Raw genomic sequence first — 23204 nt, 5'->3', positions numbered from 1 at the left:
CGGCACGGATTTCGATAGCCGTCGCCGCGTCGCGGCGAAGAAACTCAGGGGCGGCCCATGCCGCGGTATTCCCAGCCGGCCTGGGTCCAGAGAGCGGAGTCGAGGCAGTTGCGGCCGTCGACGACGCGTCGTCCGGCGACGAGCTCACCGAGGGCGACGGGGTCGGCGTTGCGGAAGTCGGCCCATTCGGTGAGGACGCAGACCAGGTCGGCGCCGGTGACGGCGTCGGTGATGCTCTGCTCGTAGCTGAGCTCGGGCATGGCTCGGCGGGCGTTGTCCATGCCCTGCGGGTCGTAGACGTGCACGTCGGCGCCGGCTTTGGTGAGCAGGGCGGCGACGGCGAGGGCGGGGGCGTCGCGGACGTCGTCGGTGTTGGGTTTGAAGGTCGCCCCGAGGACGGCGACGCGGGTGCCGGTGAGGTCGGGGCCGGCGGGGCCGGAGCGGCGGCCGAGCAGGTCGGCGGCGACCTGGACGACGCGGGTACGGCGGCGCAGGTTGATCAGGTCGACCTCGTGCAGGAAGCGGAGGGCCTCGCCGGCGCCGAGCTCCTGGGCGCGGGCCTGGAAGGCGCGGATGTCCTTGGGCAGGCAGGCGCCGCCGAAGCCGAGGCCGGCCTGGAGGAAGCGGTTGCCGATGCGGGGGTCGTAGCCGATGGCGCGGGCGAGTTGGGTGACGTCGCCGCCGGCGACCTCACAGACCTCGGCCATCGCGTTGATGAAGCTGATCTTGGTGGCGAGGAAGGCGTTCGCGGCGACCTTGACCAGCTCGGCGGTGGCGAAGTCGGTGACCACGAGGGGGACCTCGCGGTCCTCGGTGGCGGCCAGGTCGAAGACGCCCTTGTGGGCGGCGTAGAGCATGCCGTTGGCCCACTCGCTCTTGACGCCGACGACGATGCGGTTGGGGCGCAGCACGTCGTCGACGGCGAAGCCCTCCTGGAGGAACTCGGGGCTCCAGGCGACCTCGGCGTCCAGGTCGGGGGCGCTGTGTTTGTCGACGAGCTGCTCGACCCATTCGGCGGTGCCGACCGGGACGGTGGACTTGCCGACGATCAGCGCCTTGCGGGTCAGGTGCTGGGCCAGGCTGGTGACGGACGCCTCGACGAAGGACAGGTCGGCGCCGAGCCCGTCGGCGCGTTGCGGGGTGCCGACGCAGATGAAGTGCACGTCGCCGAAGTCGGCGGTCTCGCCGATGTCGGTGCTGAACCGCAGCCGGCCGGCGGCGAGGTTGCGTTTGAGCAGCTCGTCCAGGCCGGGCTCGTGGATCGGCACCTCACCGGCGTTCAGCTTCGCGATCTTGTCCGCGTCGACGTCGTAGCCGAGCACCTCGTAGCCGAGCTCCGCGTAGCAGATGGCGTACGTCGCACCGAGGTAACCGGTGCCCAGGAAGGTCACCCGGGGCCGGGGCGCGCCGGACGGCGGGGTCACCGCCGGGATGGCCGGCATCGGCTGGGTGTTCGGGTACGGGATGGTCACGCCTGTCTTCTCCGCTCGCGCTGGCGGCGCTTCGTCGCGTCGCAATCGGCTGCGGCGCCTGGCCGGGCACCGAAGGACATTTTGTCGTCTTGTGGTGGGTTGCCGGTAGGAGGTGCCGTCGCGGCGAAAGCCTACGCGGCGGTAAGGATCACCTGAACCCTGGTCGCTATCCTTCAGTCTGCGCGGTCCGGGGCCGCCAGAAGCCACAGTCCGGGCATGATAGCGGTGAAGGGGAGGGGCCAGCATGGCTGCAGAGCAGTCGTTCGACGTCTACCGGTTGCCCGAGGAGCACGAGGCCGTCCGGGAGGCGGTCCGGGAGGTCTGCACGGCGAAGGTCGCCCCGCACGCCGCGGAGGCGGACGAGACGGGGGAGTTCCCGAAGGCGTCCTACGACGCGTTGCGGTCCGCCGACTTCCACGCCCCGCACATCCCCGCCGAGTACGGCGGCGCGGGCGCGGACGCCCTGGCCACCGCCATCGTGATCGAGGAGGTCGCCCGGGCCTGCGCGGCGTCCTCGCTGATCCCGGCGGTGAACAAGCTGGGCACGATGCCGCTGCTGCTGGCCGGCTCGGCGGAGCTCAAGCGGCGCTACCTGACCCCGGTCGCCGCCGGCGAGGCGATGTTCTCGTACTGCCTCTCCGAGCCGGAGGCCGGCAGCGACGCGGCCTCGATGGCCACCCGCGCGGTGCGCGACGGCGACCACTGGGTGCTCAACGGGGTCAAGCGGTGGATCACCAACGCGGGCGTCTCGGAGTTCTACACGGTGTTCGCCGTGACCGACCCCACAGCGCGGTCCCGGGGCATCTCCGCCTTCGTGGTCGAGAAGTCCGACCGGGGGGTGAGCTTCGGCGCGCCGGAGAAGAAACTCGGCATCAAGGGCTCGCCGACCCGCGAGGTCTACTTCGACGACGTCCGCATCCCGGCCGACCGGATCATCGGGGCCGAGGGCACCGGCTTCGGCACCGCGATGAAGACCCTGGACCACACCCGGGTCACCATCGCCGCGCAGGCCATCGGCATCGCCCAGGGCGCGCTCGACTACGCCAAGGGGTACGTCAAGGAGCGTCGGCAGTTCGGCAAACCGGTGGCCGAGTTCCAGGGCATCCAGTTCATGCTCGCCGACATGGGCATGAAGCTGGAGGCGGCCCGGCAGTTGACGTACGCCGCGGCCGGGAAGTCCGAGCGGGGTGACGCCGACCTGACGTACTTCGGCGCGGCGGCGAAGTGTTTCGCCTCGGACGCCGCCATGGAGATCACCACGGACGCGGTGCAGCTCCTCGGCGGCTACGGCTACACCCGGGACTACCCGGTCGAGCGGATGATGCGGGACGCCAAGATCACCCAGATCTACGAGGGCACCAACCAGGTACAGCGGATCGTCATGGCCCGCCAGCTCCTGCGCGACTGAGGCCCGCCTCCGGTCCGCCCCCCGGGCCCGGTGGTCGGTGGGCCGGCCGGTTGAGGGCCCGGGGGCTCGGGGTTGTGCGCCGGGACGTACCCGCCGGGCGGTGTCGGAAAGTCGACCGCCGACGGCCGTAGGGCGGTCGGGGTCACTGCCCCGACCGCCCTACCGTCGACCGGCCAGCCGTCGTGGGGCGCGTCGCCCGGCGCGCGGACCACGCCCGCTGGATGGGGCCGATCACCCTCGGAAACCTCCCGCCGGCCGGCCCGATCCGCGGACGGTAGGCCCGGCCACGGCCCGCCGTCGCCGGACGTGCCCTGCTCGGCGGGGCGCTGCTCGGTCGGCGCTCTGGTCGGTCGGCGCGGGCGTGTCGCCCCGACGCCTCACCCACCGTCACTGTCCGCTGCCGCTGCCGTCCAAGTCGGAAGTGGACGCGCGACGCCGGTCCGGCGGCACCGGCCGGCCCCGGACCGGAAGATCAGGCTCGCCGGCTTCGGTGGTCGGACCGGTAGGCCGGAACGGTGGCCGTACGTCGATGCACGAAGTGACCGGTGAATATCGATGAAGGCTACGATATGTTCCTGGCAGGGTGCTGGCTGTGCCGAAATCGGTGCCGGTCTGGACAGCGTGAAGGTGGGCAACCATGCCGGAGGGAACGGACGGTTCCGATCGCCCCCTGATCGCTGACCTTCTCGACCTGACCGAATCCGATCCGACGGACCGGGACGCGCTGCCCCGACAATTGCTGCGGCAGTCGTTGCGGCGACTCGTCGACGAGGCCGGCGAGCCCCAAGGGGGTTTCCTCTGGTTTCTCAACGACCCTAGAAAGTTCGGCGACCCCGGAGACCTCGGTCCCGCCCGGTGACGGGCCGCCGAGACGACAAGGGACGGAGATGGCCGGTCACCGTCCGGAAAGGATGGCGTGGTGATGATCGGGCCGAAACCTCCCTGGTCGGACGACCCGACCGGGACGAGGTTGGTCGCCTTCCTGGCCCCGACCGGCCTGACCGGACGGACCCAGCTCGTCAGCAACCTGGCCTGGATGCTGGCCCGGGCCGGACGCCGGGTGCTGGTGGTCGACGCCGGGCGGGGCGCCGCGCGGGTCGACGAGCACCTGCGGATGTTCCGCACCGACGAGTGGCCGGTCGCGGAGAAGCTGCCCGCCCCGCTGGCCGCTCTCCTTCCCGTCCCGTCCCGCCCCGCCCGTCAGCCGCTGCTACGCCGGTACGCCGCCGCACCCGGACGTCTCGACGTGGTCTGGATCCCCGAACCCGTCGGCTGGATCCCCACCGACGAGCCGGGGGACGCCGCCCGCAACGAGCTGCGTCGGCAACTCCGCGCGACCGAGTACGACGTCGTCCTGCTCGACCCGATCGACTCGGACGAGACGGTGGCGTACTGGGCGGCGGTGCTCTGCGAGGTCGTGGCGATCTGCTACCCGTACCGCCGTCCACGGTTGCCCGAGGCGGTGGAGCTGGGCCGGAAGGTGCGTCGGGCCGCGCCCGTCTGGGTCCGGCTCGTCGCGGTGGGGACCGGCATGGACGAGCCTGACGCCGGCCGCGTCGCCCAGCACCGGGAACACGTCCGGCGGGCATTCCGGGCCGCGCTCGACACGCACGCCGCCGAGAGCGACCTGGCTCTGGTGGAGGTGCCGGGCGGGCCGAACGGGCAGCCCCTCGCCCCCCTGGCGGAGGAGTCGCCGTACCGTGACCGCCTGCTCGCCGCGTACGACGAGCTGGCCCTGCTGCTCACCGACGACGACACGTCGATCGCCCGGCCGGAGCCGGAGGCCGTGCGGCTGCGCTACCTGTACGGCCTCGGCCGGCAGCCCGCCGACGACCACGAGCTGCTCCTAGCCCACCCCGCCGGGCAGCGGGCCTGGGCGGACTGGCTCGCCGCGGAGCTCGCGACGGTCGGGGTGCGCGTCCGGCCATGGTGCCCCGGCAGGGCACACCGGGTCCGGGTGGGCGCGGCCACCCTGCTGGCGGTGGTCCCGGCGGACGGCTCCGAGGAGGACTGGCTGACCGACGTGCTCGACACGGCCCGGGCCGCGGGCGAGACCGAGCCGTTCGTCGTCCGCACGGGTTCGACCGCCATCGACCATCCGTTGGACGGGCGGCCGATCGACCTGACCGCCTGCTCCGACGACCAGGCCCGGCAACGGTTGCGTGGCGCGCTCGGGCTCGCCGACTGCCAACCGTTGCCGCTCGAAGGCGCCTGGCAGGTCGGTTTCCCCGGCGGCCGGGACAAACCGCCCCAGGTGTTCAACCTGCCGGAGCGGGCTCGTTCGTTCGTCGGTCGGGACCGGGAGATCGACGAGCTGCGGGACCTGCTGCTGGCCGGACCCGGGCAGCCGGTCGTGGTGCACGGGCCCGCCGCCGCTGGTAAGACCAGCACCGTCCGGGAGTACGTCGCCCGGTTCTGGTGGGACTACGATCTGATCGTCTGGATCCCCGCAGCCGACCCGCGGGACGTCCGCTGGATCCTGGCCGACGTGGCGCACGAGCTCGGCGTCGAGCCACGGGGCAACCCGGCCCAGGAGATGCTGGGCGACCTGGGCCACCGTTCCGGTCAGTGGCTGGTGGTCTACGACGGCGCGGACGGCGGGGACCTGGCCGGCCTGCTGCCGACCGCCGGCGCCGGGCACCTGATCGTGACCCGGCGGGAAGCTCCCGACGGCGGCCCGGCGGTGTCCGTGGCCGAGCTGAACAGATCGGACGCGGTGCGCCTGCTCACCGAAGGGGTCGCCGGGCTCTCGGCCGGCCCGGCGGCGGACGTCGTCGCGGCGGTCGGCGCGCTCCCGCTCGATCTGCGGCTCGCCTCCGGCCTGCTCGCCCAGGCCGGTGTCCTGCTGACCACCCGGCGGGCGGTGGCCGAGTCCCGGGCCGCGGACACCGCCGTGCCGACCTTCTGCGCGGCGGTCGCCGAACCGGGCGACGAGCCGCCGTCGGTCCGGGTGCTGCGGGTCGCGCTGGCGCTGATGCGGGAGCGGCGCAGCGGCAGGGCCGCCGTGGCGGTGGCCCAGATGTGCGCCTTCGCCTCTCCACTGGGGTTGTCCCTGTCGATCCTGCAGTCCCGGTCGATGCGAGCCCAGATCGCCCGTGGACTGTCCGAGGTCGACGGTACGGCCACGCACGCCGACGGCGCTGTTCTGCACGCTGACGGCTGGGAGCTGGACCGCGCGCTCGCCACGGCGGTGCGGTTCCGGCTGCTGCACGTGGTGTGGGGACGGGACGGGACGGTCCGGATGCATCCGGCCGTCCAGGCGACCGTGCTCGCGGCGATGACCGAGTCAGAACGCGCCAGCCGGCGGGCGCAGTTCCTGCGCGGTCTGGCCGACACCGCCCCCAGCAGCGCCGCCGCCGACTCGCCGATCAACCGGGAGCTGTACCGGCACCTGGTCAGCTCCCAGGCGTTGACCGTCGACGAGCCGGACGAGGTCCGCCGCTGGCTGGTCGAACAGCTTGAGAACCTCATCAAACGCGGGGAGACCGAGGCGGCCGAGGCGCTGCCCCCGTGGCGGGTGACGCTGGACCGCTGGCTGGCCCGGTACGGCTGGGACCGGCTCACCCTGCGGCTGGCCACCCGGCTCGCCGACGTCACCCGACTGCTCGGTCGCAGCGCCGAGGCGTTGGAGCTGAGCCGGGTCGCGCTGCGGGAGGGGGCGGCGCTGCTCGGCCCGGACCATCCCTCGGTGCTGGTGACCCGTCGGGGTCTGGCGGGTGACCTACGTGGGCTGGGGCAGTTCCGGGCCGCCCTGGTGGAGGACCAGGCCACCTGGCGGGGCTTCCGGGACCAGTTCGGCAACGACCACCCGGAGACCCTGATCGCCGCGCACAACCTGGCCTACTCGTTCCACCTGGCCGGGCGGTCGGACGAGGCGCTGGAGATGGCGCAGCGGACCCGTCGACGCCGACTGCGGCTCTTCCCCGCGGACCACCCCGACACCCTCTGGCTGGTCGCCAACATCGGCAGCTTCCTGTGCGAGCTGGGTGAGCTGACAGAGGCGGGCCGCCTGCTGAACGAGGCCCGCCAGCGACGCGGCGGCCGGGCCCGCGGCGACGAGGACCTGCTGCTGGTGCGGATCGTCCGCAACCTGGCGGTGACCGAGCGCCGCACCGGCCGCCCGCACCGGGCCCGGGACCTCAACGGCTGGGCGTACCCGACGTTGAGCCGGTTGCTGGGCGCGGACAGCCCCGCCACCCGGTCCTGCCGGCTCAGCGTCGCCATCGACTACCACCTGGGCGGGGAGACCGGAGCCGCGTTGCCGCTGGCCGAGGAGAGCATCGCCGGCTACGAGCGCGACCTCGGCCTGGACCACCCGTACACCCGGCTCGGCTGGAGCGTGCGGTCGGTGCTGCTGCGCGAGCTGGGGCAACGGGAGGAAGCGGTCGCGCACGGCGAGCAGGCGGCCACCGCCCTGGCGGAGACGCTCGGTCAACCCCATCCATGGGCGCTCGGCGCGCTGGTCAACCAGGCCGGGAACCTTGCGGAGGTCGGCGAGGCCGGCAGCGCCGAACAGATGCTGCGCGCCGTGGTCGACCAGGGGCGGGACTTCCTCGGTCCGGAGCACCCCTGCCTGCGTACCGCCCGGCGGCTGCTGGCGGCGGTGGTGAGCCAGGGCGAGGTGAGCGGGGCGCCTCGACCAGGCGCGGTTCCCTTCGACTTCGTCGACCTGGAGGTGCAGTAGACATGTTTGCGCAAACGCCGGCCGACGAGGGGAGCCGACGGGTCGACCGGATGCTGGGCGGGCGGTTCGAGGACCATCGACTGGAGGCGCTCGCCCTGGGCGAGGCGCTCGTCGACCGGGTGTCCAGCATCACCCATCTGTCCTGGTACAGCACCGGCGCCTGCGACTTCGCGCTGGACGTGACTAACGGTGACGACCCACCCGGGCTCACCGCCGAGGAACGGCAGATCATCGGCCGGGACGCCGTGCACGTGATGACCGACCTCGACCGGTACCTGCGCGCGGCCCGCACCGGAGACCTCATTCGGATGCTGCTGCACACCGAGCGGGGTGGCCTCTTCGCCCTCTCCGTCCTGCGGGAGCAGTTCCTGGTGGCATTCGGTGGCACGGGAGGTGACGCCGGGACCCGCGCCAGCCGCGACCCGGCCGTGCACACCATCGACGCGGAGCTGTCCCGGCTCGCGAACCGGCTGCGTGAGACGGTCAACCAGGGGCCCGCCGACTACGGCGGCTGGCTCGGCCCGAGCGGCCCGGACCTGCGGGCCGGTCTGCGGGACAGCCGCCCCACCCCGCCCCCGCCCGACGCCGTGGCCGCCGCCGAGGTGGGGTTCCAGGCCGCCGTCCCGGGCACCCGGGCCGCCACCACCGCGGCCGTCTGCCGGCGGTACCTCGACGTCGACGACCTGCACTACGCGGCGGTCTGCCACGCCGGCCGCGTCGAGGCGACCGCCGACATCCTCGACGACCCCCGACTGGCCCGGCTCTTCGACGGCATCACCCCGGAGCGGCGGCGGCACTTCTACGCGTGGCTGGGGCAGCGGATCGACTCGTACGTGCGGATCCTGGTCCGGGCCGCGCACCTGGCGCTCGGCTCCCGGGTGCGCCGGCTGGTGCTCGACGTCGAACAGGGCGCGCTGTACTGCTATCCCGTCGGGCGGGACCGCTACCTGCTCGGGGTCACCGTCGACCAGCAGCGGATGTGGGCGGCGGACGACAAGGCCGCCCTGCTCGCCCGTCAGCTCGGCGGCTGACGGTGCTCGCCCCGCTCAGGTCTGCAGCGGGGCGAGCGCGGTCAGCAACTCGTGACGTACCCGGTTGGTGAAGTCCCGGAGCAGGTCCTCCGCCTCCCGCTGCTGCCGGCCCGGACCGGTGGCGCCGACCAGCTCCCGCAGCCGGCGGAGCTGGTAGAGGGGAAGGTAGTCGAAGACCGCGTCGAAGACGTTGCAGACCGTCTCCAGGCGCTCCCGGTGACGGACCGTGAGGCGGGCGGTCGGCACCTGGGTGACGCTCCGGTACCACTCGGCGAGGGTGTAGCCGTACGCCTCGATGAGCGAGACCAGCAACGTGGTGACCCCGATGGCCTGATGGATCTCGGCGCTGGGAATCCGGGCGCGCACCGACTGTTGGGCGTGCCGCCCGGCGTCGTCCTCCTGGAACGCCTGACGCAGCAGCTCACCTGTCGGTGTCAGGAGGTCGACCTGGGTGAAGGCGGCGTCGAAGAGGTCGATCACCGCCTGGGGCAGCGCGGCCACCACCGCCAGGTGCCCGCCCTGCTGCTCCCCGACGGAGGTGGAGACCTCGCGCTGGATCTCGTGCAGCTCCCGGTGTATCGCGGCGAGCCGCTGGTCGCTGCGGCCACGCAGCTCGTCCACCGATTCGACGAGCATGGTCAGCATTTGCTGGGTGGTCGTCTGCCGCCGGGCCAGCCGCATCAGGTGCGGGGTGACCAGGGCGACCGACCCCTCCAGGGGGTAACGGTCCGCCAGCCGGGTCGCCACCGCCTTGAACTCCAGCGCGAACTGGTCCAGGAAGGCCCGCCGGTGGTAGGTGATCGGCTCGCGGCCCACGGCCTCCCGGAGCCGTTGCCGGAACCGGGCCGGTGGCGGCTCCAACACGACGAGCAGCAGCTCGCAGTCACGGTGGGCGCGGATCGACTGGGCGCGCCGCTCCACCGCGGCGATGTCGGTCTCGTCCAGCAGCGGCTCGGCCAGGATGACGGCGCAGCCGGCGTCCTCCGGGCCGACCGGCACCCAGTAGTCCACCCGGCTGTCGGACCCGGCGTCGAGGAAGTGCTCCGGGATGTACGTGTCGTACCCGGCGTCGACCAGCACCTGGCGGATCTCGGCGCGTACGTTCTGGATGCCGGTGTTGTCGTTGTAGTACTCCCGCGCCATCCGCCGGACCAGGTCGGTGGTCACCACCGTGTGGTGGTCGCGGGCGTGCCGCCAGAGCCGGTGGCACAACGAGATCACCGCCCGGGGCACCCCGTTGGTCAGGTCGACCAGGTGCGCCACGGTCTGCTCGGTGAACGGCTCCAGGTGGCCGCGTTGCCGGGCGACGATGTAGTCCTGCACCTCGGCGCTGGTCAGTCCGGTCATCGTGATCTGCTCGGAGATCCGGTCGCGGACGTCCTTGCGCATCGAGGTCAGCAGGTCGGGCAGGCCGGCGAGGATCAGGAAGGTGTTCGAGGCGGCGAAGACCCGGAGCATCTCCTTGAAGGCGTCGATCGCCTCGTCGGGCCGGCCGGCGGCGGTGAGCAACTGGTCCAACTCGTCGATCACCATCACGAACGGGTGCGCGCCGTGCCCGATCAACAGGGCGAAGACGCCCATGGCCTGTAGGGCGGTGGTCTCGCTGCCGGTGATCGACCAGGTGATGCCGCGTTCCCGGAGCACCTCGGACGGGGGACGGCCGCTGAACCACTCCCACACCGCGGCCTCGAAACCGCCCCGCAGCAGCAGGGTGAGCGCCCGACTGAACCCGACGTTGTCGGTGATCTCCCGCAGGTGCTCCTGGAGGCGGCGGAGGAACTCCGTCTCCATCAGCCCGAAGCCCTCCACCAGCGCGACCGGGTCGAGCGCCCCGGCCCGCAGCGAGTCGGCGAGCGGCGCGGTCGCCGCCGAGCTGCGCAGATCCTCGGCGACGATCTCCGCGTAGAGGCTGCGGACCTGCTCGTGGACGATCTCCCGGCGCTGGTCGAGCTTCTCCGCGAAGGCCAGGTAGAGCGAGACGAAGGTGTCCGGCGGGGCGTTGAGGTGCACCGACTGGAGCGCGCCGTCGAGCGTCGTGCCGGCGTGCCGGATCAGGTGGGCGGCGAGGTGGGTCTTGCCGGTGCCGTACTCGCCGACGATGGCGAGCACCTGGCCGGAGGCCCGCCGCGGGTCGGCCCGGACGGCGGCGAGGTAGGCGTCCATGGTGTTGTTGGCCCGCCGGACGGCGACCGTGGGGATGGTGAACGAGGTCGACCCGGCGTCCGCGATCTGGGCGACCGCGCTCGACGGGTACGGGTTCACCTCGCCGCGGAGATCGGAGCGGCCGAATGCGTCCATCACGGTCAACTCTCCAGCAGGGTCGAGGGCGGGAGGATACTCAGGATGTAGAGACTGATGTGGTGCAGGGTCACCTCGTCCGGCCGCTCAGGCTGTACGCGGAGCTTTTCGTACAATCCGTAGAGTAACCGTTGCACCTCGCCGATCGATATACGTCCACGACTGCGGGTGTACTCGTCGAGCGTCGTGGCGGCCACCCGGGGCAGCAGCCCCGCGGGCACGTCCTGGAGGCGGGCTTCGGCGAACCGGCCCGCGTCCCGCTCGCCGAGGGGGCCCACCGCCAGGTGCACCGCCGGAGCCGGCCCGGCCCGGTCGATCTGGCGCTGCGGCACCTCGTACGAGGTCTCGGCCAGAAAGATGATCTTCTTGCGGGCGTCGGCGGCGTAGGTGACCAGCTCGTCGGGGACGTCCGTCGCCGGTGGAAGAAGCACGATCGGCACCAGGTTCGGCGTCAGGCAGCTCGCCAGCGTCCGGTACGCGGCGTCCGGATCCGTCCGGGCCTGGTAGGCCCCGTCGGAGACGAGCAACTGGTTGGCGTAGAGGTGCTCCATCAGCGCCGCGCAGACCCGGGCCCGCCGATCGGCCATCGGCTCGGGCTCGCGCCGCTCCTTCGTGGCGTCGATCACCTCGCCGTGCAGGCCGGCCTTCGCCAACTGCCCCCGTAGCCAGTGAGCACACCTGTTGACCAGCGCCGACTTTCCGCAACCCCGGTGCCCGGCGACCAGCACCAGCCGACCCATGTCGTCCAGGTGGGACGGATCCTGGAACGCCCGCACGCACTGCTCGAAGGCGGCCTCGCTGTTGTCCACCGGCACGTAGAAGGACTCGTGCCGGCCGTGCTTGACCGGGTTGAGCGGGTCGTCGTCCCGCATCAGCCCCGGCACCTTGAACGGGTTCGCCGGCACCGCCTCCGCCGGTTCCTGGACAGGTCTGGTCACGGTCGTCATCGGGCTCCCACCGGGCCGCCTCCCACCGGGCCGCCCTCTGTCGGCCCGGACCCGCCGGGCTCGACCGGCTGCCGGCGTCCACCGCCGACGCCGCCCCCGGGGCCGTCGGTCGCCCACCCCCGGAACAGCCCCGGCTCCTGGACCATCCGCGCCACCTCTTCCACCTCCGCCTCCAGTCGACCCAGCGCCACCCGGGTCCGCGCGATCCACGCCGGACGCCCGGCCGGTGACAGCGCGCCCCACACCGTGGCCAGCGGCGTGCCGAACGGATCCTCGTCGAGACGCTCGCTGAGCCGGCGGGGCAGCGCCCAGCGGCGACGCCCCGCCGCCACCCCGTTCAGCCGGGTGGCCAGCTCCAACCGGCGGTCCTGCGCCTCGCCGTCGGTCGGGGCGATCCCCGGCCGGGGCTGCTCCAGATCACGCAGCAGCCGTTCGGCGGCGACCCGGTACGCCCGGACCGCCGTGCGCAGCCCGTCCGCCTCGGTGCGGCGGACCCCCGCCGTGGCCAACCGGCGACTGAACCAGGCGGCGAGCACGGCGCTGGCCACCGCGAGCGCGAGCGACGGCGCGAACGTGGACCAGGGCGACTGGTCGCCGCCCGCCTTGCCCTGCTGCTGCGCCCCGATCAGCGCCCGGCAGGTCCGGGCGAAGTCGGCCCCCCGGGCGGCCCGCCACCCCGCGAGGTCGCCGCTGCCGCCGGGCCAGCCGACCTTGTCGACGGTGGACGCCGGAGTCACCACGGTGAGGTCGCGGGCGGCGGCCACCAGCTCGGGGCGCCGCGTGTCGGCGAGGCACCAGACGGTGGCGGCGTCGTTGACGTCCCCGCCGCGCCGCAGCGCGACCACGACCACGACGACCAGCCCGACCAGCACGAGGACGGCCGCCGTGACGACGCCGCGTCGCACCGTGACGGATGGCACCCGCATAGACGCTGACTGTAGTGAAGAAAACCCACGTACCGAAACCCTTCCGTCCGGTAGTGGATACGACCGGACGGCGGTGTCGGCCGTGCCGATCCGGTGACCCACCGGCACGAAGGTCGGCTCCGGCGGCGCGGCGGTCGGCTCCGGCGGCGCGGCGGTCAGCTCCGGTGGTCGGGCCGGGACGGAGGTCAGCCGGGCGTGCCGTCCCGCGGGGCGCTCGCCCGGGGCGGCTGCGACCAGGGCGACTCACCGGCGGTGCGCCGGGGCAGCGGCTCGGTGGGCGTCTCGTCCGGGTAACCGAGGCTCAGCGGGGGACTGTCCCGGTCGTCCGGGCCCCGCGAGGAGAAATCAGTCAACGCGTACGTGGGCTCCTCGTTCGCCGCCGACGGCGGCGGCTCCGGGCTCGGGGCGAGCGGACGGGGCCAGCGTCGCCAGCGCTGCCCGCTGAACACGGCCACCAGCAGGGCCACACCGATCAGGAACAACGTGCCGTTGCGCACCGGCAGCAGCAGCGGCAGCGGGTCGCCGAAGACCTGCCAGCCGTCCGGCACCAGATCCCGCACCTCGAACGGGGCGACGAACATCCCCACGTACGGGGCGACCAGCAGCAGCCCGGCGACCAGCGGACCGAGCGGCGAGACGCGCAGCATGCCGACCAGGCCGAGCAGCAGGCCGGCGACCCCGAGGTAGACCGCCGGCTCGATCAGGTTCGCCGTGTTGAACGTGCCCAACTCCACCCAACGGTCGATCGTGCGGCCCGATCCGTCCTGACCGAGGGCGACCAGCACCCAGGTGACCGGTGCCACCACCAGCCCGGCGAGGAAGCTCCAGAGATGTCGCATCCGCGCACCGTACCGTTTCCGGCATGACCGAGCACCCCTGCGCCACACCGGCCGGCAAGCCGACCTCCTACTCCCGGGTCACCCTCAGCCGGATCATGACCGCCGTCGACGTCAACCTGTACGGGACCGTGCACGGCGGGGTGCTGATGAAGTTCGTCGACGACGTGGCGGGCGCGGCGGCGGCCCGGCACAGCGGCGGCACCGCGGTCACCGCCGCGATCGACGAGATCGTCTTCGCCGAGCCGGTCCGGGTGGGTGACCTGGTGCACGCGCACGCCCAGGTCAACTGGACCGGGCACAGCTCCATGGAGGTCGGCGTCCGGGTGGTCGCCGAGCGGTGGGACTCGGCCGAGACCGAGCCGGTGCCGGTGGCCACCGCGTACCTGGTCTTCGTCGGGGTCGACGCGGACGGCGGCCCGCGCCCGGTCCGCCCGGTGCTGCCGGAGACCCCGGAGGACAAGCGCCGATACCGGGAGGCCGAGATCCGCCGGGCCCACCGCCTGGCCCGCCGCCGGGCCATCCAGGCCCACCGCGAAGCGTAGACGGCGGACCCACCACACTCGGGGCGGCGGTTTGTGTGGGTCGGGCACACGTCGGTCCGGGGTGACGGGTGCGCAGAATGACGGGTCGAGGTAGGGCAAGATGTCGACACGGCCCACGCACAACGTCGTGCCGGGCCGCAGGGGAGGAGTGGAACCGTGGGTGACGTGCTCTGGACGCCGCCGGCCGACGTGCTCCAGCGGTCCCGCATCGGCGACTACCTGCGCTGGCTGCGCCCGCGTCGGGGGCTGGAGTTCCGCAACTACGCCGGGCTGTGGCAGTGGTCGGTGACCGACCTGCCCGCCTTCTGGGGCTCCGTCTGGGAACACTTCGACGTGATCGCCCACACCCCGCCCACCGGGGTGCTGGCCGACGCCACCATGCCGGGGGCCCGCTGGTTCCCCGGGGCCACCCTCAACTACGCCGAGCACGTGCTGCGGATGCCCGGCCTCGCCGACGACGACCCGGTGGTGCTCGCGTACGGGCAGACCCGCGCGCCGCAGACGCTGACCGCCGCGCAACTGCGCGAGCAGGTCCGTCGGGTGGCCGCCGGACTGCGCCGGCTCGGCGTCACCGCCGGTGACCGGGTCGCCGGGTACGCCCCGAACATCCCCGAGACGTACGTGCTGATGCTCGCGACCACCAGCCTCGGCGCGGTCTTCTCCTCCTGCGCGCCCGAGTTCGGCACCCGCAGCGTCACCGACCGCTGGCAGCAGATCGAGCCGACCGTGCTGGTCGCGGTGGACGGCTACCGGTACGGCGACAAGCCGGTGGACCGGCGTGCCGAGGTGGCCGCGATCCGGGCCGCCCTGCCGTCGCTGCGGCACACCGTGACCATCCCGTACCTCGACCCGGCCAGCCCTGACGCCCCCGGTCCGGTGGCCGCGCCGTCCGGCGTCGCTCCGGGCCCGGCCGCCGACGGCGCGATCGGCTGGGCCGAGCTGGCCGCCGCCACCGACGAGCCGCTGACCTTCACCCCGGTGCCGTTCGACCATCCGCTCTACGTGCTCTACTCCTCCGGCACCACCGGGCTGCCCAAACCGATCGTGCACGGCCACGGCGGCATCCTGCTGGAGCACCTCAAGATGCTGGCCCTGCACCACGACCTCGGGCCGGGGGACCGGTTCTTCTGGTTCACCACCACCGGCTGGATGATGTGGAACTTCCTGGTCTCCGGGCCGGCGGTCGGCGCGGCGATCGTGCTGTTCGACGGCAACCCGGGCCACCCCGACCTGGGCGAGCTGTGGCGACTGGCCGAGGCCAGCGGCACCACGTACTTCGGCGCCTCCGCGCCGTACCTGCTGGCCTGCCGTAAGGCCGGGTTGGTCCCGAAGGACGTCGCCGACCTGTCCGCGCTGCGCGGGGTCGGCTCGACCGGCGCGCCGCTGCCGGCCGAGGGCTTCGCCTGGGTGTACGCGAACGTCGGCGACCGCCTCCAGCTCCAGTCGCTCTCCGGCGGCACGGACGTCTGCACCGGCTTCGTCGGCGGGGTGCCGACCCTGCCGGTGCACGCCGGGGAGATCGCCTGCCGCGCGTTGGGCGCGAAGGTCGAGGCCCGCTCGGCGGACGGCACGCCGGTCGTCGGCGAGCTGGGCGAGCTGGTGATCACCGCGCCGATGCCGAGCATGCCGGTGGGCTTCTGGAACGACCCGGACGGCGCGCGCTACCGGGAGGCGTACTTCGACGTCTACCCGGGCGTGTGGCGGCACGGCGACTGGATCACCATCAACGAGCGCGGCGGCTGCGTGATCACCGGCCGTTCCGACGCCACCCTGAACCGGGGCGGCGTACGACTGGGCACCGCCGAGTTCTACTCGGTGGTCGAGTCGCTGGACGAGGTCGTCGACTCGGTGGTGGTGCACCTGGAGGACGACGAGGGCGGCGCGGGGGAGCTGCTGCTGTTCGTGGTGCTCGCCGAGGGCCTGACGCTCGACGACGAGCTGCGGAAGAAGGTCGCCCGGGAGCTGCGGACCGCCCTGTCGCCCCGGCACGTGCCCGACGAGATCCACCAGGTGCGGGCGGTCCCGCGTACCCTCTCGGCCAAGAAGCTGGAGGTGCCGGTGAAGAAGATCCTCACCGGCGTCCCGGTGGACCGGGCGGCGGCAACCGGCGCGCTGGCCAACCCGGAGTCGCTGACCGCCTTCACCGCCTTCGCCCAACGCCGCGCCCGGGACGAGGACACCTCCGTCGGCTGAGCCCCCGCGGTAACGCGACGAAACGGGTCAGGGGCGGAGCTCGCCGCTCTTGATCCCCTGCACGAAGGTCGCCCAGCAAGCAACCTCGATGCGGCCCCGGTCAACGCGCACCGGGCAAGTCCAAGATCGAGAACGCTCCGGACACGGCGCCGGCATGCAGGCCGGCGGAGAAGGGAACGACTCTGAGGGTCACGTTCGGCAACTGTGCGGCCTTGATCATCTCGCGAACCTGCTCGGCCATGATCGCCGGGCTGCCTACCACTCTCCGTAGCACTGCTTCGCTGACCATCGGACGCGCCCAGCCTCGGCGGGCGACCCGGTCCCAGTGGGCGGCCGGCGGTACCTTCTCGCGGCTGGTGACGGTGACCGCGCTTTCCGACCGCCGCCCGCCCTACGTATCACGGAAATGGGGGTGTCCGCTGCCTGCGATGGCCCTATTTCCAGGAAATGGCGCGCCCAGCCCGCGCGCCCAGCCCAGCCCGGCCGCGCCCGGCCTGGGTGGTGGGTCAGGTCAGGGGGCGGGTGATCTTTTCGGCGGAGCGGCGGGACTCGACGCGGGTCGGGTCCAGGTTGCCGCAGAGGACGACGCTCGCGCCCACGGTCAGCGGGGCGAGCAGCCAGTCCACCGGGTCCGGATGGCGGGCCGCGTCGACAAGCACGCGGTCGCCGCCGGTCAGGCCGAGCGTCGCCGCGCGTTCCGCCGCGACCCCCACCAGCTCCCTGCCACCCGGGTACGGGGTGAAGTGGTCACCGTGCCCGCGCACCTCGATCACGTAGTCCGCCCAGCCGGCGGGCAGCTCACGCAGCGGGGCGGCGAACGGGGCGAGCGCCAGCGCGTAGCGTTCCCCGGCCGACCAGGCGTCCGCCTCGCCGACCCGGTCGGCGGCGGCGAAGAGCACGTCCACCGGGCCCGGGGCGCCGGCCACCGCGCCCGCCGGCCGGGGCGTGCCGGCCATCGCGCCCGCCGGCCCGGGCGTGCCGGCCATCGCGCCCGCCGGCCCGGGCGTGCCGGCCATCGCGCCCGCCGGCCCGGGCGTGCCGGCCACGGTCAGCCCGGCCGACCAGCAGCCGAGCAGCACGGCGGCGGTCTGCCAGTGCGGCGGGAGCAACACGCCGGCGACGCTTCCCGGGCCGGCCGCGACGTCGTCGACGAGCAGGTTGCCGGTCTTGGCCACCCAGTTCGCCAGGGTCGCCCCGGACAGCTCGGTGCGCTCGCCGGTGGCGTCGTCGTACCAGGTCAGCAGGGGGCGGGTCGGGTCGGACGCGATGGCGTCGGCGAAGACCCGGGCAATGTCGTCGGCCACCGGGTGGACGATACGCCTTCGCCCATCGTGCTCGATGACGACTCGAAGACGGCGTACCGTCGGGTCGCAGTCACCGCAGCGGGTGGCACTCGGCGTAGGCTTGCACCGAGTGTCGTACCCCACATTCGCCAGTACTGAGGAGTTGCCCCGTGACCGCCGGTCGCCCGCCCCGCGTGCTCATCGACGCCACCAGCGTCCCCGCCGACCGTGGCGGCGTCGGTAGATACGTCGATGGCCTGCTCGGCGCGCTCGGCAAGGTCACCGGCACCGGCGTCGACCTGGCCGTGGTGAGCCTGCGCACCGACCAGGAGCGGTACGCCCGGATGCTGCCCGGCGCCGAGGTCGTCCCGGCTCCGGCGGCGGTGGCGCACCGGCCGGCCCGGCTGGCCTGGGAGCAGACCGGCCTGCCGCTGCTCGCCCAGCAGGTCGGCGCGCAGGTGCTGCACTCGCCTTTCTACACCTGCCCGCTGCGCGCGGGTTGTCCGGTGACGGTCACCGTGCACGACGCGACGTTCTTCACCGAGCCCGAGCACTACGACAAGTCCCGCCGCACCTTCTTCCGTAGCGCGATCAAGACCTCGCTGCGCCGGGCCGGCCGGGTGATCGTGCCGAGCAAGGCCACCCGGGACGAGCTGATCCGCCTGCTCGACGCCGACCCGACCCGGATAGACGTCGCCTACCACGGGGTCGACCAGGCCGCCTTCCACGCCCCGGGCGACGAGGAGAAAGCCCGGGTCCGCGCCCGGCTCGGGCTGGGCGACACCAGCTACGTGGCCTTCCTCGGGGCGAAGGAGCCGCGCAAGAACGTGCCGAACCTGATCCGGGGCTGGGCGCGGGCGGTCGCCGAGCGGCCCGACCCGCCGGCCCTGGTGGTGGCCGGTGGTCAGGGGCACGACGACGACATCGACCGAGCGGTGGCCGAGGTGCCGTCGCACCTGCGCCTGCTGCGCCCGGGTTACCTGCGCTACGCCGACCTGCCCGGCTTCCTCGGTGGCGCGCTGGTCGCCGCCTACCCGTCGTACGGCGAGGGGTTCGGTCTGCCGATCCTGGAGGCGATGGCCTGCGCCGCCCCGGTGCTGACCACGCCCCGCCTGTCGCTGCCCGAGGTGGGCGGCGACGCGGTCGCCTACACCAGCGAGGACCCGGACCAGATCGCCACCGATCTGACGGCTCTGCTCGACGACGAGACCCGCCGGCTGACGCTGGCGAAGGCCGGTTTCGACCGGGCCAAGGAGTTCACCTGGGAGTCCAGCGCCGAGGTGCACATCGCGGCGTGGAGCCGGGCCCGCGCCTGACCGGCCAGCCCGCCGCCCGCCGGCAGGCTGCCGTCCGATCGGGCCGCCGCCGGCCGTAATGAAGCCGGCGGGAAGCTGTCCGGTCAAGCCGCCGCCCGTCGGCAGGGGCCGGCGGGAAGCTGCCCGGCCAGGCCGTCCCGGTGCGGCAAAGCGTGCGTACCGCGCGCTTCGGGCATGATGTGCCCCATGCTCTACGCCGTCATCCCGGCAGGTGGCAGCGGCACGAGGTTGTGGCCGTTGTCCCGGGCCGGGCATCCCAAGTTCCTCCACCCGCTCACCGGCTCCACCCGGTCGCTGCTCCAGGCCACGGTGGACCGGCTCGCGCCGCTGACCACCCCCGAGCGGACCCTCGTGGTCACCGGGGCGGCGCACGTCGCGGCGGTGGCCCGGCAACTCGCCGGGCTGCCGGAGGAGAACATCCTGGTGGAGCCGTCCCCCCGGGACTCGTGCGCGGCGATCGCGCTGGCCGCCGCGGTCATCGCGGAACGCGAACCGGACGCGGTGATGGGCTCGTTCGCGGCCGACCACCTGATCGGCGCGCCGGACCGCTGGGCGGAGACGGTCCGGGAGGCCGTCCGGGGCGCGGAGCGCGGCCTGCTGATGACCGTCGGCATCACCCCCACCCACCCGGAGACCGGCTACGGCTACCTGGAGACCGGCGACCCGGTCGACGGCGGGCCGCTGCGCCCGGTCGCCGAGTTCAAGGAGAAGCCCGAGGCCACGGTGGCCGAGGCGTACCTGCGCTCCGGCCGGCACCTCTGGAACGCCAGCATGTTCGTCTGGCGGGTCGACGTGTTCCTCGCCGAGCTGGCCCGGCAGCAGCCGGCGCTGCACGCCGGCATCACCGCCATCGCCGCCGCCTGGGGCACCCCGGAACAGGACGACGTGCTCGGCGCGGTCTGGCCGACCCTGCCGAAGATCTCTGTGGACTACGCGGTGATGGAGGGCGCGGCCACCGCCGGCCGGGTCGCCACCGTACCCGGTGACTTCGGCTGGAACGACGTCGGTGACTTCCACACCCTCGGCGACGTGCTCCCCGCCGACGAGCACGGCAACGTGGTGCTCGGCGGCGACGGCAAGCCCGGGGTGCTGCTGCGCGACAGCGCCGACCTGGTGGTGGTCGCCCAGTCCGGCCGGCTGGTCGCCACGCTGGGCGTGCGGGACCTGATCGTGGTGGACACCCACGACGCGGTGCTGGTCTGCCCACGTGACCGCGCCCAGGACGTCAAGAAACTCGTCGACGAGCTCAAGGAGCGAGGCGAGGAAGGCTACGTCTGACCGCCGCCAGCCCCGGCGCGACGAGCTGGTCCACCCCGCCCAGCCGCGGGGTGGGCAGGCCGTCCGGCGGGAACCAGCCCAGCGCCTCGGACTCGTCGCTGACCCGCTCCACCGCGCCGGCCGGGGCGAGGACCGCGAACCGTACGTCGTGGTGGAACGAGCCGCCCTGACAGGGCACGGCGTGGACGTCCAGGTCGATCGGGACGGGGTCGATCCGCAGCCCGGTGATGCCGGACTCCTCGGTCGCCTCCCGCAGGGCGGCGTCGGCGAGCGTCCGGTCGGTCGGCTCGCAGTGCCCGCCGAGCTGCGCCCACTTGTGGAACTTCCCGTGCAGGCAGAGCAGCAGCCGCTCGCCGGTGGCGTCGACGACCAGCACGCTCGCGGTGACGTGGCCCGGCCGGTGGGCCCGGGTCATCGCCACCGGCCCGTCGGCGAGCAGCGTCAACGTACGGTCGCGGGCGTGCGCGGCGGCCGGGCTCGTCGGCTGCCAGCGGGTCAGGACGTCGATCGCGTCGGCGTGCAGCGCCGTCAGGCTGGTGGGGGTCTCGGGCATCCGGACACTCTACGAGCACCGGCTGCATACCCTGGCCCGGTGACCCTGCGCCTGCTGGAATTCGTCGTCGCCGGCAACGAGGCGAGCGACCTGCTGCCCGTCCGCTCGGCTGCGCTGCTGCGCCGCCACCACGCCCGCCGGGGCTTCTGGACCGTCCTCGACGAGGGGCCGGTCGAGCAGTGCCTGGCCCTGCTGCTGGAACGGGACGACGGCGGATGGACCGCCGTGCACGTCGCCGCGGACGCGGGAGCGGAGAACGGCCGTACCGAGGACGGTGAGGCGCTCGCCCACCACGACGGCTGGGTGTACGTCCTCGGCTCGCACTTCGGCTCCAAGGGCGGCCCGCTGCGGCCTCGCCGGGCGTTCGTGGCCCGGTTCCGGGAGGACGACGCGGCAGCCGCCCGGCCGCTGCCGGTGCACGTGGTCCGTAACTCGTTCCGGCTGCACCGGGTGCTCAACGACGCGCTCGCCGCCGCCGACTTCGCCATCCTGGCGGCGGGGGAGACGGTCCGGGCCCGGTTCATCGTGGATACCCTGGCCCGGGGCAACGCGCGGGCCAAACGCTGGGTGACCCGGCTGGCCGAGGGTGACCTGCCGCTCAACGTCGAGGGCGTGGCCTTCACCCCGTCCGGGTCGGCGCTGCTCGGGCTGCGTTTCCCGGTCACCGCCGACGGCGAGCCGATCCTGGTCGAGGTGGCCGGTCTGGACGGGATGTTCGCCGACCCGCGCGGCTGGCCGCGGGCCGTCGGCGCGTACGCGCTCACCGGGGTGACCCCGCCCGGCACGTTGACCGGCTTCCGGGCGATCACGCCGACCCCCGACGGCGGGTACGCGGCGGTGGTCGGCTCGATCGACGCCCTCGGCAAGGGCTCGGTGCTGCTCGACGACCACCCGCACGGTGGCGGGGTGACCTCCCGGCACGTCCGGTTCCGGATGCCGGCCGCGGCGGGCGGCCGGCCCGCCGGGGCGTACGGGCGGCTCCCGGCCGTGCTGGTCGGCGACCTGGCTCCGTTCCACCACGTGGAGGGGGTCGTCGAGACGGACGACGGGTGCTGGTACGTCACCGACGAGGACCACCGGGTGGCGCTCTGGCAGGCAGAGGCGGCGGAGCCCACAGCGGCGGAAGCGACACCTGTGGAGCCGACGGCGACGGAGCCGACAGGGGTGGCGGCAACAGCGGCGGTGGCCGGGCCGGTCGGTCCGGGGTGGCCGGTTGGTTGAGCGACCGGGCGACATCCCTGCGGATGTGTGTCATGGCCGCAGACCCTCGTGCTGCCGCCCGGCCGCACGGATCAGCATGCCGAAGGTCGGCCGGGGCAGTCGATGCTTTTCAGCTCAGCCTTAAAAGTGGAGATAACTGCCAGGTACAGTGCAAACGGTTGCCGGGCATCCCCACCGCCGCCGCCACGGGAGCGCTCATGCTGACTGTCCACTTCTCACGCGAGGACGTCCTGCGGACCAGGATGGCGCCGTCGGCGGATCCACTGTGGGAGCTGGTGCTCAGCCTGCACCTGTTGCAGGAACGCGGGCCGGACCCGCTGATCGGCGGCTGGCGGCGGGCCACCGCCGGCCGGCTGCGGCGGGAACCGGAGGGGGACCCGCTGCGACTGCTGCTCACCCTGATCCCGCCCCGGGGCTACTTCCCCGACTTCCTCACCCCCTACCAGAGCGTGGACGGGGTCGAAGCCGGCCTGGACGCGATCCGCAGCACCTCGCCGGCGCTGCTGCGGCGGGACCTGACCACCTTGGCCGGCGGGCGGGAGCTGCCCGCGCCGGCCGCCGCGCTGGCCCGGGGGGAGCCGGCCGCGCTGTCCCACCTCACCGAATCGTTGCAGCGGTACCGGACGCTGGCGTTGGGCCCGTACTGGCACCGGATCCAGACCGCGGTGGAGGCCGACCGGGCCCGCCGGGCCCGGGCCATGCTCGACGGCGGGGCGGAGGGCCTGTTGGAGAGCCTGCGTCCGGTGATGCGCTGGGAGTCCGGGGTGCTGACGATCCCCGGTTACCCCACCAGCCGGGAGCTGCACCTCGACGGGCGCGGCCTGCTGCTGGTGCCGTCCTTCTTCTGCGCCCGGACGCCGGTGGCGCTGTTCGACCCGACCCTGCCGCCGGTGCTGGTCTACCCGGTGGACCGGCTCGGCGCGCTGGTCCCGACCACCGGCCGGCCGCCCGCCGACGGTGACCGGGGGGCCGTGGCGGCGCTGCTCGGCCGGACCAGGGCGGCGGTGCTGGAGGCGAGCGACGACGGGCTGACCACCGGCGAGGTGGCCCGCCGGCTGGCCATCTCGCCGGCGGCGGTGAGCCAGCACACCAGCGTGCTGCGTAACGCCGGCCTGCTGGTCAGCCACCGGGACCGCAACAACGTGCTGCACACGCTGACCCCGCTGGGCCGCGCCGTCCTCAACGGCTGACCGCCGGTCCGCCGTCCGGGCCC

Annotated in this window: 16 protein-coding genes and 2 pseudogenes; 10 read left to right on the top strand and 8 right to left on the bottom strand. The window is 73.5% G+C overall.

The features are described from left to right. Positions 1–44: 44 nt before the first annotated feature. A complete protein-coding gene (locus tag O7606_RS13955) occupies positions 45–1472 on the bottom strand; it encodes a UDP-glucose/GDP-mannose dehydrogenase family protein (RefSeq protein WP_281594457.1) in 1428 nt (475 codons plus the stop codon). A gap of 244 nt (positions 1473–1716) precedes the next feature. Here O7606_RS13955 and O7606_RS13950 point away from each other — a divergent pair, with 244 nt between their 5' ends. The 4 genes from O7606_RS13950 to O7606_RS13935 all read left to right on the top strand — a co-directional run bounded on the left by O7606_RS13950 (position 1717) and on the right by O7606_RS13935 (position 8595). Further along, positions 1717–2880, top strand: a complete 1164-nt coding sequence (locus O7606_RS13950; RefSeq protein WP_281594456.1) for an acyl-CoA dehydrogenase family protein — start codon at positions 1717–1719, stop codon at positions 2878–2880. 637 nt (positions 2881–3517) lie between these two features. Next, entirely contained in the window at positions 3518–3739 is a 222-nt protein-coding gene (locus O7606_RS13945; RefSeq protein WP_281594455.1) for a hypothetical protein, read from the top strand. Between the two features lie 63 nt (positions 3740–3802). Next, positions 3803–7564 (top strand): FxSxx-COOH system tetratricopeptide repeat protein, encoded by a 3762-nt coding sequence (gene fxsT, locus O7606_RS13940; RefSeq protein WP_281594454.1) that lies wholly within the window; start codon positions 3803–3805, stop codon positions 7562–7564. A gap of 2 nt (positions 7565–7566) precedes the next feature. After that, positions 7567–8595 (top strand): hypothetical protein, encoded by a 1029-nt coding sequence (locus tag O7606_RS13935; RefSeq protein WP_281594453.1) that lies wholly within the window; start codon positions 7567–7569, stop codon positions 8593–8595. A gap of 15 nt (positions 8596–8610) precedes the next feature. Here O7606_RS13935 and O7606_RS13930 read toward each other — a convergent pair whose 3' ends face one another. From O7606_RS13930 to O7606_RS13915, 4 genes are all read right to left on the bottom strand, one after another. Continuing rightward, positions 8611–10893 carry a hypothetical protein gene (locus O7606_RS13930; protein WP_281594452.1) on the bottom strand — a complete coding sequence of 761 codons (2283 nt, stop codon included), beginning with the start codon at positions 10891–10893 and terminating at the stop codon, positions 8611–8613. 5 nt (positions 10894–10898) lie between these two features. Further along, on the bottom strand, positions 10899–11831 hold the full coding sequence (locus O7606_RS13925) for a hypothetical protein (protein ID WP_281594451.1): 933 nt from the start codon (positions 11829–11831) through the stop codon (positions 10899–10901). Positions 11832–11836: 5 nt separating this feature from the next. After that, positions 11837–12766, bottom strand: coding sequence for a hypothetical protein (locus O7606_RS13920; protein ID WP_281594450.1), 930 nt, complete (start codon positions 12764–12766; stop codon positions 11837–11839). Positions 12767–12951: 185 nt separating this feature from the next. Further along, complete coding sequence (locus tag O7606_RS13915; protein ID WP_281594449.1) at positions 12952–13605, bottom strand: hypothetical protein; 654 nt, start codon at positions 13603–13605, stop codon at positions 12952–12954. A gap of 23 nt (positions 13606–13628) precedes the next feature. Here O7606_RS13915 and O7606_RS13910 point away from each other — a divergent pair, with 23 nt between their 5' ends. After that, the gene (locus tag O7606_RS13910; protein WP_281594448.1) at positions 13629–14147 is read left to right on the top strand and encodes an acyl-CoA thioesterase; all 519 of its coding nucleotides are present in this window, start codon (positions 13629–13631) and stop codon (positions 14145–14147) included. Positions 14148–14303: 156 nt separating this feature from the next. Continuing rightward, positions 14304–16340: an acetoacetate--CoA ligase gene (locus O7606_RS13905; RefSeq protein ID WP_281594447.1), complete on the top strand. Its 2037-nt coding sequence runs from the start codon at positions 14304–14306 to the stop codon at positions 16338–16340. Positions 16341–16458: 118 nt separating this feature from the next. On the opposite strand, the pseudogene O7606_RS13900 reads toward O7606_RS13905, so the two are convergent. Together O7606_RS13900 and O7606_RS13895 are read right to left on the bottom strand one after the other, a co-directional pair. Beyond that, positions 16459–16629, bottom strand: a pseudogene (locus tag O7606_RS13900) (Scr1 family TA system antitoxin-like transcriptional regulator); the annotation flags it as partial. 217 nt (positions 16630–16846) lie between these two features. Further along, a complete protein-coding gene (locus O7606_RS13895) occupies positions 16847–17767 on the bottom strand; it encodes a TIGR03089 family protein (protein WP_348651105.1) in 921 nt (306 codons plus the stop codon). Between the two features lie 26 nt (positions 17768–17793). Here O7606_RS13895 and O7606_RS13890 point away from each other — a divergent pair, with 26 nt between their 5' ends. Both O7606_RS13890 and O7606_RS13885 read left to right on the top strand, forming a co-directional pair. Then, positions 17794–18939, top strand: coding sequence for a glycosyltransferase family 1 protein (locus O7606_RS13890; RefSeq protein ID WP_281594445.1), 1146 nt, complete (start codon positions 17794–17796; stop codon positions 18937–18939). 186 nt (positions 18940–19125) lie between these two features. After that, entirely contained in the window at positions 19126–20217 is a 1092-nt protein-coding gene (locus O7606_RS13885; protein WP_281594444.1) for a sugar phosphate nucleotidyltransferase, read from the top strand. On the opposite strand, the gene O7606_RS13880 is transcribed toward O7606_RS13885, so the two are convergent. Further along, entirely contained in the window at positions 20186–20770 is a 585-nt protein-coding gene (locus O7606_RS13880) for an NUDIX domain-containing protein (protein ID WP_281594443.1), read from the bottom strand. The two genes, O7606_RS13885 and O7606_RS13880, sit on opposite strands and share 32 nt — an antisense overlap. Positions 20771–20809: 39 nt before the next feature. Between O7606_RS13880 and O7606_RS13875 the strand changes: the two are divergent. Then, a pseudogene (locus O7606_RS13875) lies at positions 20810–21862 on the top strand (hypothetical protein); the annotation flags it as partial. A gap of 326 nt (positions 21863–22188) precedes the next feature. After that, entirely contained in the window at positions 22189–23181 is a 993-nt protein-coding gene (locus O7606_RS13870) for a winged helix-turn-helix domain-containing protein (RefSeq protein ID WP_281594442.1), read from the top strand. Positions 23182–23204: the final 23 nt, after the last annotated feature.

The sequence above is a fragment of the Micromonospora sp. WMMD882 genome (genome assembly GCF_027497255.1).
Classification (GTDB): Bacteria; Actinomycetota; Actinomycetes; order Mycobacteriales; family Micromonosporaceae; genus Micromonospora.
The sequence above is the reverse complement of the archived record's forward strand: the minus strand, read 5'-3'. Positions and strand labels throughout refer to the sequence as shown.